The 10,977-nt window shown below is 29.7% G+C and carries 11 protein-coding genes; 6 read left to right on the forward strand and 5 right to left on the reverse strand.

Annotation, left to right across the window (positions count from 1 at the left end):
* Positions 1-317 precede the first annotated feature (317 nt).
* Positions 318-734: a thioesterase family protein gene (locus Q8S45_RS06435; protein WP_305602531.1), complete on the reverse strand. Its 417-nt coding sequence runs from the start codon at positions 732-734 to the stop codon at positions 318-320.
* A gap of 165 nt (positions 735-899) precedes the next feature.
* Here Q8S45_RS06435 and dnaA point away from each other — a divergent pair, with 165 nt between their 5' ends.
* The 3 genes from dnaA to Q8S45_RS06450 are packed head-to-tail and all read left to right on the forward strand — an operon-like array spanning position 900 to position 3,507.
* Complete coding sequence (gene dnaA, locus Q8S45_RS06440; protein WP_305602543.1) at positions 900-2,327, forward strand: chromosomal replication initiator protein DnaA; 1,428 nt, start codon at positions 900-902, stop codon at positions 2,325-2,327.
* A gap of 9 nt (positions 2,328-2,336) precedes the next feature.
* Positions 2,337-2,798, forward strand: coding sequence for a low molecular weight protein-tyrosine-phosphatase (locus Q8S45_RS06445; protein ID WP_305602546.1), 462 nt, complete (start codon positions 2,337-2,339; stop codon positions 2,796-2,798).
* Positions 2,791-3,507 (forward strand): SAM-dependent methyltransferase, encoded by a 717-nt coding sequence (locus Q8S45_RS06450; protein WP_305602549.1) that lies wholly within the window; start codon positions 2,791-2,793, stop codon positions 3,505-3,507. The genes Q8S45_RS06445 and Q8S45_RS06450 overlap by 8 nt, the downstream gene beginning before the upstream one ends.
* 58 nt (positions 3,508-3,565) lie before the next feature.
* Here Q8S45_RS06450 and Q8S45_RS06455 read toward each other — a convergent pair whose 3' ends face one another.
* From Q8S45_RS06455 to dapF, 4 genes are all read right to left on the reverse strand, one after another.
* Positions 3,566-4,195 (reverse strand): hypothetical protein, encoded by a 630-nt coding sequence (locus Q8S45_RS06455; RefSeq protein ID WP_305602552.1) that lies wholly within the window; start codon positions 4,193-4,195, stop codon positions 3,566-3,568.
* 146 nt (positions 4,196-4,341) lie between these two features.
* Positions 4,342-5,379 (reverse strand): endolytic transglycosylase MltG, encoded by a 1,038-nt coding sequence (mltG, locus tag Q8S45_RS06460; protein ID WP_305602555.1) that lies wholly within the window; start codon positions 5,377-5,379, stop codon positions 4,342-4,344.
* Positions 5,372-5,905, reverse strand: a complete 534-nt coding sequence (locus Q8S45_RS06465) for a GNAT family N-acetyltransferase (protein WP_305602557.1) — start codon at positions 5,903-5,905, stop codon at positions 5,372-5,374. Before Q8S45_RS06465 ends, mltG begins: the two co-directional genes overlap by 8 nt.
* On the reverse strand, positions 5,905-6,684 hold the full coding sequence (dapF, locus tag Q8S45_RS06470) for a diaminopimelate epimerase (RefSeq protein ID WP_305602560.1): 780 nt from the start codon (positions 6,682-6,684) through the stop codon (positions 5,905-5,907). Before dapF ends, Q8S45_RS06465 begins: the two co-directional genes overlap by 1 nt.
* Positions 6,685-6,844: 160 nt before the next feature.
* Here dapF and Q8S45_RS06475 point away from each other — a divergent pair, with 160 nt between their 5' ends.
* The 3 genes from Q8S45_RS06475 (at position 6,845) to Q8S45_RS06485 (ending at position 10,778) form a co-directional block, all read left to right on the forward strand.
* Positions 6,845-8,251, forward strand: coding sequence for a Do family serine endopeptidase (locus Q8S45_RS06475; protein WP_305602563.1), 1,407 nt, complete (start codon positions 6,845-6,847; stop codon positions 8,249-8,251).
* Between the two features lie 121 nt (positions 8,252-8,372).
* Complete coding sequence (locus tag Q8S45_RS06480) at positions 8,373-9,818, forward strand: glyceraldehyde-3-phosphate dehydrogenase (RefSeq protein ID WP_305602565.1); 1,446 nt, start codon at positions 8,373-8,375, stop codon at positions 9,816-9,818.
* A gap of 54 nt (positions 9,819-9,872) precedes the next feature.
* On the forward strand, positions 9,873-10,778 hold the full coding sequence (locus tag Q8S45_RS06485; RefSeq protein WP_305602567.1) for a DMT family transporter: 906 nt from the start codon (positions 9,873-9,875) through the stop codon (positions 10,776-10,778).
* The last annotated feature ends 199 nt before the right edge of the window (positions 10,779-10,977 follow it).

The following is a 10,977-nucleotide window of genomic DNA, read 5'->3' on the forward strand; positions in this document are numbered from 1 at the left end:
TTACAACCCCAACAACGCTTTTTTTTGACGTTTTTTCCATATTAAAAAAGTTTGATGAAACGAATTTCATCAAACTTCTTGGAATCTCAATGGTAATAATGCCTGACAGACTATTTACCAACTATTTTTCAGTATTATGCCTTTTAATTTAATTTTTGAATATAAAGATTTAAATAAGGTTTTACGTGTTATAAAAGAAAATAACGCAGAAATAATTACTCAAAAAATGAACTTGAATTGTGACTATCTTATTTCAATTAGAAGAAATAATGCGTCTAAATTGAAAATGGATTTTGAAAATTTGAGATGTTTAAAAATTAAGAAGATGTAGCAATAGTTTGATCGATAATTTTTAATAGAAATTCAGGAATTCTAATTGGTTTATTTGTTTTCATATTTACAAATACCAACGTTGTTTGTCCAGTTGTTAAGAGTTCTTGATTTTCATTAAATAGTTCGTACCCAAATTCAATACGCGCAGAGGGTCTTTTTAGTAAGGTTGTTTTTAAAGTTAATAAGTCGTCGTATTTTGCTGGTTTTAGGTAATTTATATTTAGATTAATTAAAGGTAACATAACACCAAATTCTTCCAATTTTTTATAAGAAAACCCTAAATTTCGTAACCACTCAGTACGCCCCATCTCTATATATTGAGCGTAATTTCCGTGATATGCAACACCCATTTGATCAGTTTCTGCATACCTAACTCTAAATTGCATTTCACTTAAAATCATAAATATTATTTTTTAATTAGCTTACGAAAAAAATAATTAAAAATCAATAGGGATTTTGTTTTTTTATACTAAAAATTATTCACATTTTTGTAAAGCTAAATATTCTTGGAGAATACTCCTTATAGAAGGTATAAAATTAAACTAATTATTTCACATAATAAAAAAATGACTAATACTGCATCATCAGTTTGGGGGGAATGCCTATCTTTTATCGAGGACAACATAAAACCGCAAGCTTATAAAACTTGGTTTGAACCAATTAAACCAGTTAAATTATCAGGTGAAGTATTAACGATTCAAGTTCCAAGTAAATTTTTTTATGAATGGTTAGAAGAACATTATATTAAATTATTACGAGTAGCACTTGTAAAACAATTGGGTGATGATGCTAAATTGATTTATGATGTTAGAATGGAAAATGCATATAGTAGCAATAATCCACATACCGTAAAAATTCCAAGTGCAAATAGAAATCCATTATCTCATCAGGGTGTAACTGTTCCAATCGAACTTAATAAAAGAGAATTAAAAAACCCTTTTATAATTCCTGGAATTCAAAAGGTTAAAATAGAATCTCAATTAAATCCAAACTATAATTTTGATAGTTTTATTGAAGGTGATTCAAACAGATTAGCACGTTCTGCTGGTATGGCAGTTGCAAATAAACCTGGAGGAACGTCCTTTAATCCATTATTGATTTATGGTGGTGTTGGTTTAGGAAAAACACACATTTCTCATGCAATTGGTGTACAAATAAAAGATAAATATCCAGATAAAACAGTTTTATATATTTCTTCTGAAAAATTTACACAACAATACATAGATTCTGTAAAGGGAAATACAAGAAATGATTTTATTCATTTTTACCAAATGATTGATGTATTAATTATTGATGATGTTCAATTTTTATCTGGTAAAACTGGAACTCAAGATGTATTTTTTCATATTTTTAATCATTTACATCAAAATGGGAAACAAGTTATTTTAACTTCAGACAAAGCGCCTGTTGATATGCAAGATATTGAACAGCGTTTGTTGTCTCGATTTAAATGGGGATTATCAGCTGAATTACAAGCACCAGATTATGAAACTAGAGTTTCTATTTTAGAAAATAAATTATATAGAGATGGCGTTGAAATGCCAGATGAAATTGTAGAATATATTGCAAAACATATTAAATCAAATGTTAGAGAATTAGAAGGAGTTTTGATTTCTATGATTGCTCAAGCATCTTTTAATAGAAAAGAATTCACCTTATCACTTACAAAACAAATTGTAGATAAGTTTGTTAAAAACACAAAAAGAGAAGTTTCTATTGATTACATTCAGAAAATTGTTTCTAATTATTTTGAATTAGATGTAAACACGTTACAATCTAAAACTAGAAAAAGACATATTGTTCAGGCTCGTCAATTAGCTATGTATTTTGCAAAACGGATGACAAAAGCCTCATTAGCAAGTATTGGTTCTCAAATTGGAAATAGAGATCACGCTACAGTACTTCACGCTTGTAAAACTGTTGATAATTTAACAGAAACCGACAAGCAATTTAGAAAATATGTTGACGATATAACAAAAAAACTTACATTTTAATTTTAAAGAATGACCAAAATTTTAATGGTTTGTCTCGGTAATATCTGCCGTTCTCCATTAGCAGAAGGAATTTTGAAATCTAAAGTATACAATTACAAGGTTTTTATTGATTCTGCTGGGACAGGTGCATATCACATTGGTGAAAAACCAGATAGGCGCTCAATTGCTGTAGCTAAACTAAACGGGTTAAATATTTCTGATCAAGTTGCAAGAAAATTTACTGTTAATGATTTTGATGATTTTGATATAATTTATGTGATGGATAACTCAAATTACAGAGATGTAATTGCGTTAACTCGTAACAATGAAGATAAATCAAAAGTGAAAATTATTTTAAATGAAGTTTTTCCTGATGAAAATTTAGATGTTCCTGATCCTTATAGCGGAGGTGATTTTGGGTTTAGAAATGTTTATAAAATGTTAGATGAAGCTTGTATTGCAATTGCTTCTAAAATAAATTCAGATGTCTAGTATAAAAGGTTCTTTGTATTTAATACCAACCACTTTAGGCGATAATGAACCATTAGATGTATTGCCATTATTGGTTAAAAAAGTAATTGACGAGTTGGATATCTTTATTGTTGAAAATGAAAAAACTGCTCGAAAATTTATAAAAAAAATTTCACCAACTAAATCTCAACAAGCCTTAAAATTATTTTCTATAGATAAATATGCTAATCAAGTTGAAGTAAAAACCTTTTTGGACTCTTGTATAAAGGGTATTTCTGTTGGACTTTTGTCTGAGGCAGGTGTTCCTTGCATTGCTGATCCAGGCGCGGAAATGGTAAAATTGGCACATCAAAAAAATATTAAGGTAATTCCATTGGTTGGTCCTTCATCTATTTTAATGGCAATGATGGCTTCCGGATTTAACGGTCAAAATTTTGCATTTAATGGCTATTTACCGATTGATTCTAATGATCGAAAAAAGTCAATTAAAAATTTGGAAAAATTATCAAAAGAGCATAATCAATCGCAACTCTTTATCGAAACTCCTTATAGAAATGATAAAATGTTAGAAGATATAAAAAGCACACTGTCTCCACATACCATGTTATGTGTGGCCTGTGACATTACACTTCAAACAGAATATATCAAAACATTGTCAATTGAAGGTTGGAAAAAAGAAACGGTGAATCTTCATAAAAGGCCGACAATTTTTATTATTCATAAAGAATAAAAAAAGACTCAAATATAATTTGTTAAAGCCTTCATAATATATATTTTTTCAAAAAAAATTATAATTCCGGATTTTTAGAAGCTTTAATAAAAGAAGTGTCATAACCGGAAAACTTCTTAATATAATTTCTTAATGAAGTTCCATAAGCATCTCTAAATCTATTGGAGCCACCACTTCGTAAATATTTTTTAACATTAGTTGCACCAGCTAAATGTGCTGCGGCTAGTATTCCAGATTCTGTAATTTCAATACCGTTAATCTTTGTTCCAACATGTTCTTTTATTTCGTCTTTTAAAACATACTTATTCAAAGCACACAGCGCAACAAATGCATCTTCTTGTAATTCAGGCGTTTTTAAAAATATATTTGAATTGTGAATATCAAATATCCTAAGGGTAGATTTACCAAATTGATATTTTCCTAAATATCCTTTTGTGTTAACCACTTGATATTTTCCTCTAGATTCTTTAAATGCTACAGCATCTCTAAACCCATTAAATGTTTTGCCAATAAAAGGAACGGTGTAATTGTGGGTTGAAACTTCGTCCTCATTTGGAACGGTGAGCGCTTCATTTGAATTATAGAGACTGAATTCTAGGTTAGTTTGGTTTGGCGAAAAACTTGAAAAATATACCGCCGCAATTATTAAAACTAAAACTATTATTTTTCTGTTCTTAAAAATTTCCATAAAGGTTAATTTTATTTGAGCGTGCTAATTTAAGCCTAATTTCTAAGTTAGCCTTATAAAAGTTGCAAAGAATGACTGTTTTAATAAAACCTTAACAAAAAAATGCTTGATTTACAGCTAGTTAACTTTTTTGATGAATTTCGAATTTAACGTGAAATTCCTTGATTTGAAAGCCATTTTTGATATTTTAAGGCATTTACGTTATGCTCTCTCAAGGTATTTGCAAACTCATGTCGACCAATTTCTTGAATACTGGCACACATATAAAAGTAAGAGTGATTGGCAGGATTTAATACTGCCTCAATAGAAGAAATATCGGGCATTCCAATAGGACCTGGAGGAAGTCCTGTGTTTTTATAAGTGTTATAAGGTGAGTCTATTTTTAAATCGTTATATAACACCCTTTTTATAATAGAGTGGGATCCAATTTTCTTTTTAAGTGCAAAAATTACTGTTGGATCTGCTTGTAATGGCCATCCATCTCCTATGCGATTTAAATACAACTTTGCAACCATCGGACGTTCAGATACAGCAGATGTTTCTTTTTGAACAATAGAAGCCAATGTAATTACTTCATTTATAGTTAGATTTATTTTTTTCGCTTTAGTCTTTCGTTCCTCATTCCAAAATCGTTTGAATTCAGTCAACATTTTATTTTTAAAACTCTCTGAATTGGTATTCCAATAAAATTCGTAAGTGTTTGGAATATACATACCAATTGCATTTTCTGAAGTGAATCCGTTTTCAGTTAAAAATTTAGAATCTTTAAATGATTTTAATAAAGAAACCGAATCTGCCTCAATTTGTTTTGAAATTCGACCTGCAAGAAATTCAAAGGTATCTTGATTATTAAATGACAATTTTACGGGTGTTTGTTTACCACTTATTAACAAATTAACAATTTGGTAGCTTGAGGCTCCTTCTTCAATTAAATATTTTCCCGATTTAATGTTAGTATCATATCCCTTCAGTTTTGATACATATAAAAAAGAGTCAGGTTTTGATAAATGTGGTTTTATGGAATCAAAAACCTGTTCAAAATTACTATTGGTAGGGATGTATAAAAACGTTTCGGTTTTTACATTAGAATTAAAAAGCATTTTGTAGAATTTAAAGCCTCCCAAGGCGCCAACCAAACAAATAATTCCAACGACTAATAGTAGTATATATTTTTTTTTACTCATTTTTGTTTGATAAAATTAATTGGTATAAATATTCATCTTTATAACCACCATTGTTAAAAATCCAATCCTTTTTTTCTCCACTTTTTTTGAAGTTAAAGTGCTCAAATAGAGAAATGCTTATTAAATTTTCACTTAAAATAGATGCATATACTTGATGTAAATTTAAATAGTTTTTACAATAGTTTATTATTAATGATAAAGCCTCTTTTCCAAAACCCATTGATTGATATTTTGGCAAAATTAATATTCCAATTCCAACGCGTTTGTGCTGAGGATTAAAATCGTATAAGTCTATCAAACCAATAACACTATTATTTAAGTCACAAATTACAAATCTAAATTGTTTTGCTGCATAAATATCTAAATGGGCATTTTCAATATATATTTTTAATATATTTTTTGAAAATGGTGTTTGTACACCGCTTATTTCCCACAACGATTCGTCATTTTCTGTTTCAAATAAAAAATCTAAATCGTTTGGCTCTAAAGCACGGAGTTTAATATGTTTTCCTGTTAAAATTGCCATTAAATTGAAATAGAACCTTCAAAAACTAAGGCTGCAGGTCCTTTTAGAAACACATTATAATATAAATTGTTTTCCTTCTCAAAAGAAACTTCAAGTTTACCGCCTAAAACTTCAATAATAATAGTTTTATGTTTTGTTTTTCCTGTTTCAAATGCTGCCAAAGCAACAGCTGTTACACCAGTACCACAAGCTAATGTTTCATCTTCTACACCTCTTTCAAACGTTCTTACTTTAAAGGAATCTTCACTACATTGTTCTGTGAAATTCACATTGGTACCTTCTTTAAAATAGGGTGCTCCATTTCTAATTTTGGCACCTTCTTCCTTCACATTAATAGCCTTAATTGTTGGTGAAAATTGAATGTGATGCGGAGAACCAGTATTTAAAAAAACATGAGTATCGAACACATTAATTTTAGAAACGTTTTTCATTTGTAAGTTAACTAAATCATTCTCAATGGTTGCAAAATGCCCACCGTCAATTGCTATAAAATTAGTTTCTGATTTTATTAGTTTCAAATGGTTTGCAAAGGCTGTAACGCACCTGCCACCATTACCACACATGCTACCTTCATTACCATCAGCATTATAGTAAATCATTTTAAAATCGAACCCAGAGCAATTTTCCAACAGAATTAAACCGTCAGCTCCAATTCCAAAATTACGATTACACAATTTTTGAATGGTTGAAACCGAGGTTTTAGGAAACTCAAGATTGCGATTATCTATTAAGATAAAATCGTTTCCTGCACCCTGATATTTGTAAAAGTGTATTTTCATTGTTGCAAATGTAGTAATTTAACCAAAGTTTATTATGAAAAATTATTTGATTTTACTATGTTGTTAAAATTGGTTAAAAATGCGTTAACAAAGAGTTAAAGCAAAATATTAGTTTAAAAATAGTGTTAATTTTGAAACGATAATTTTAAATTTTAAGATAATGAAAAAAATAGCAAGTAGTATTTTGTTTTCTGCATTGGGTGGCGCTATTACTTTAGCGGTTTATTTGTTATTCATTGACAAACCTCAGGTTTTTAATGGAGGCAGTAATGTTGCAAAAGCATCCATTATAACAACTGGTTTTGGTGGTTCTTTGGCTAATGCGGCTGAAAATACAGATTTTACAGTTGCCGCCGAAAAATCATTAAACTCTGTAGTACACGTTAAAAACACCAAATTTCAAACGTATAGAGATCCTTTTGCAGAATTTTTTTATGGGCAAGGAAGTGGCACTAAGCAATATTCACAAGTAGGAACGGGAAGTGGCGTAATTATTTCCTCAGATGGATATATTATTACGAATAATCACGTGATAAATGAAGCAACCGATATTGAAATTACCCTAAATAATAAAAAAGTTTATAAAGGCAAGTTAATTGGGTCGGATCCTACAAATGATATAGCATTGATTAAAATTGATGCCAAGGATTTGCCTTATATTGTTTTTGGAGATTCAAATAGTATTAAAGTTGGTGAATGGGTTTTAGCCGTAGGAAATCCATATAATTTAACATCTACTGTTACAGCTGGTATTGTTAGTGCAAAAGGAAGAGATTTGGATGGAAACTCTAATATTGATTCATTTATTCAAACAGATGCAGCTGTAAATTCCGGAAACAGTGGTGGTGCGCTTGTAAATAGTAAAGGTGAATTGGTAGGTATTAACACTGCAATTTCATCTAGGACAGGTTCGTTTATTGGATATTCTTTTGCCATACCTTCTAATATTGCAAAAAAAGTTATTGAAGATTTGATGGAGTTTGGGAATGTTCAAAGGGCTAATTTAGGTATTATGGGTGGTGAGCTAAATAGTAAAATAGCTGAAGAGTTAAAAATTGAAAATACCGAAGGTTTTTTTGTATCGGACGTTACCAAAAAGTCGGGTGCGGAGAAATCTGGTATAAAACCAAATGATATTATTGTAAAATTAAATAACGAGAAAATTAGGACTTATGCAGATTTAACTGGGTTTTTGAGAACAAAAAGACCGAATGACGAAGTTTCAGTTACTTATTTAAGAGATGGAAAATTAAAAACTGCAAATGTTACGTTAACCAAAAATGAAATGAGTTCCGTAAAAGAGTTAGGCTTAGAATTAAAAAACATTGATTTAAAAGAATTGAAAGCTCTTAAAATTGCAAATGGTGTTAAAATAGTTGCAATTACTAATTCAGAATTGGAACATTATGGAGTGAGAAATGGATTTATAATTATTTCAATTAATGATGTTAATGTAAATTCAGTTGATGATGTTGATAATATGATTGCTACCAAAAAAGAAGGTGAAGTTTTAAGAATTGTAATAAGAAATTTAAAAGGAGAAGTTGAACGTTATATTTTTAGATAAAAACTAGCATAAAAAGCAGTTAAAAATCCTTCCATTTTTGGAGGGATTTTTTTTTGGTAAAAACTATTGCGAAAACGTTTGAAATAGGTACTTTTGCGCAAAATATTTAATTTTAAATTATATGTCATTTAACGAAATATATGAAAAAGAACTTGCTTTTCAAGCTAACAAGAGAAAAGCAACTGTTGAATTTATTAGTTTAATAAGCGATTTATGGTATGATGATACTGTAGAACTTGTTTTATTTAGAAACCAATTGATTGATAGAAATGTTAGTGAAATTTTAAATTTAATTGAATATGCAAGTGATTTTGTCGAAAAACCTATTTCAGTTTTTGACGCTGTAGAAATAACAAGAGAAATTAAAAATCAAAAATTGCCACCTTCTAAAATTGATATTGGCAAATTGGTTTATGAATTTCATCTGATGCATAAAAAACAATCAATTCCTGAATTTGTAGAATCTAAGTTGTCAGGTGCAAAAAAGGCAAGAAATATTGAACCAAAAGATGTTGTTTTGTACGGTTTTGGAAGAATAGGTAGATTAATTGCGCGGGAATTGATGGCTAGAACCGGGAAAGGGAATTTAATGCGTCTAAGAGCAATTGTGACTCGAGATGAAATTAATGAAACAATTTTGGAAAAAAGAGCATCATTATTGAGAAACGATTCGGTTCATGGTGACTTTCAAGGAACAGTTCGAGTGGATATTGATAAAAAAGCCTTGATAATTAATGGAACTACGGTTCATGTAATTTCTGCAAATGTTCCTGAAGAAATCGATTATACAAATTATGGGATTTTTGATGCTTTAATTATTGATAATACGGGTGCTTTTAGAGATAAAGAATCTTTGGGGAGACATTTAAAATGTAACGGGGCATCCAAAGTTTTATTTACAGCTCCAGGAAAAGGAATACCAAATATTGTACATGGTGTAAATCATAAAGAATACGATCCAAATACAGTTGATATATTTTCTGCCGCTTCATGCACAACCAATGCAATTACGCCGGTTTTAAAAGTTATGCAAGATAATTTTGGTGTAAAATATGGGCACTTAGAAACAATACATGCCTATACTAACGATCAAAATTTGGTAGATAATATGCATAAAAAATACCGAAGGGGTAGAGCAGCAGCACTAAACATGGTAATTACAGAAACTGGTGCTGGTGAGGCTGTATCAAAAGCACTTCCATCTTTTGCAGGCAAATTAACTTCGAATGCCATTAGAGTCCCTGTTCCAAATGGCTCTTTAGCAATTCTAAATTTGCAATTAGAAAATGCCGCAAGTAAAGAAACTATTAACACCATACTCAAAAAAAATGCGTTGGAAGGTGATTTAGTGGAGCAAATAAAATATTCCTTAAGTAATGAATTAGTTTCTACTGATATTATTGGAACCTCAGCTCCAGCAATTTTTGATAGTCATGCAACCATCTCAAGTAATAATGGTTCAAACGTAGTTTTATATGTTTGGTATGACAATGAATATGGATATAGTCATCAAGTAATTAGGTTAGCACGTTATATATCGCAGGTTAGACGGTTTGCTTATTATTAACATTTTGAGCAATAATTTAAACCTTTTTAAGCATTTTAATTTTTTCTTTCGCAAATGGTTTTATCAAATTCAGTAAAAGGATTTTTATTGGCTTTTTTGTCTGTTTTAGCTGTTTCTAATGTGTATATATTTAGTAAGGCTGCTTTGGCTGAAGTTAGTTTTGCCCAATTTGGATTTTATTGGTTTTCATTTGGGATGCTTTGGATTTTTATCTATGGGTATTATAAAAAAATCTTCAAAAAATTTAAATTTTTAACTATTAAAAATTATGCTGTTTTATTATTTTTAGGAATTATAGATATTATAGCAACCTTTTACTTTTTTAAATCTATACATACGGTTACTAACCCGGCTATTGTTGCTTTTATAGGAAACCTTTCTCCAGTTTTGGTTATAACTTTTGGTTTTATTTTTTTAAACGAACGGTTTAATAAAATTGAATTTATTGGAATGCTTTTAGCTATAGTTGGAGCTTTTGTTATAAGTTATAAATGGAATGCAGATTTTACGAGCATGTTTATTAATGGAACCCAGTATATTTTGTTGTATAGTGTATTTTTTGCAATAAATGGGGTCGTTATTAAGAAGAATATTAGTAAAATAGATCCAATAATTTTGACGATTAATCGAACTGTTTTTTTATTGTTTTTTTCTGTGATGTTACTTCTATACACGAATGATTCCATTGAAATTCCGCAAAAAGCGCTAACAAATATTTTTATAGGTTCTATTTTAGGTCCATTTCTAACTATTATTTTTGCTTATGGGGCATTGCAATATATTCCGTTAAGTAGAAAAGCAATTGTTGATAGTACTCGAGGATTGTTTGTTTTGTTAGGCGCTTATATATATTTTGGTCAATTTCCTTCAGTAATTGCCATAATTGGTGGCTTTATTACTATTGGAGGAGTTTTACTAATTGCCTTTGGAAAAATTAGAATGAATACCAGTAAACAGTAAAAAAAGGACATAAAAAAACCGAAACAAGTCGTTTCGGTTTTTTTCAATATTAAATTTAATAACCCGTTGGGTGCAATTATTAAAAACGTCTGTTCGAGTGTTTTTTGTGCAGTAAAACGAAACAAAAAATGTATCGAGAACCGTTTTTAACTATCATTTTTCTGTTCTCGATACAATTTTCTATCGAAAATCACTCGAA

The organism is Lutibacter sp., assembly GCF_030692605.1.
Classification (GTDB): domain Bacteria; phylum Bacteroidota; class Bacteroidia; order Flavobacteriales; family Flavobacteriaceae; genus Lutibacter.

Excerpts from the sequence above, each read along its gene's own strand:
- Q8S45_RS06435 (WP_305602531.1), bottom strand. The coding sequence starts at position 734 with ATGATTTTAAGTGAAATGCAATTTAGAGTTAGGTATGCAGAAACTGAT.
- dnaA (WP_305602543.1), top strand. The coding sequence starts at position 900 with ATGACTAATACTGCATCATCAGTTTGGGGGGAATGCCTATCTTTTATC.
- Q8S45_RS06445 (WP_305602546.1), top strand. The coding sequence starts at position 2,337 with ATGACCAAAATTTTAATGGTTTGTCTCGGTAATATCTGCCGTTCTCCA.
- Q8S45_RS06450 (WP_305602549.1), top strand. The coding sequence starts at position 2,791 with ATGTCTAGTATAAAAGGTTCTTTGTATTTAATACCAACCACTTTAGGC.
- Q8S45_RS06455 (WP_305602552.1), bottom strand. The coding sequence starts at position 4,195 with ATGGAAATTTTTAAGAACAGAAAAATAATAGTTTTAGTTTTAATAATT.
- mltG (WP_305602555.1), bottom strand. The coding sequence starts at position 5,379 with ATGAGTAAAAAAAAATATATACTACTATTAGTCGTTGGAATTATTTGT.
- Q8S45_RS06465 (WP_305602557.1), bottom strand. The coding sequence starts at position 5,905 with ATGGCAATTTTAACAGGAAAACATATTAAACTCCGTGCTTTAGAGCCA.
- dapF (WP_305602560.1), bottom strand. The coding sequence starts at position 6,684 with ATGAAAATACACTTTTACAAATATCAGGGTGCAGGAAACGATTTTATC.
- Q8S45_RS06475 (WP_305602563.1), top strand. The coding sequence starts at position 6,845 with ATGAAAAAAATAGCAAGTAGTATTTTGTTTTCTGCATTGGGTGGCGCT.
- Q8S45_RS06480 (WP_305602565.1), top strand. The coding sequence starts at position 8,373 with ATGTCATTTAACGAAATATATGAAAAAGAACTTGCTTTTCAAGCTAAC.
- Q8S45_RS06485 (WP_305602567.1), top strand. The coding sequence starts at position 9,873 with ATGGTTTTATCAAATTCAGTAAAAGGATTTTTATTGGCTTTTTTGTCT.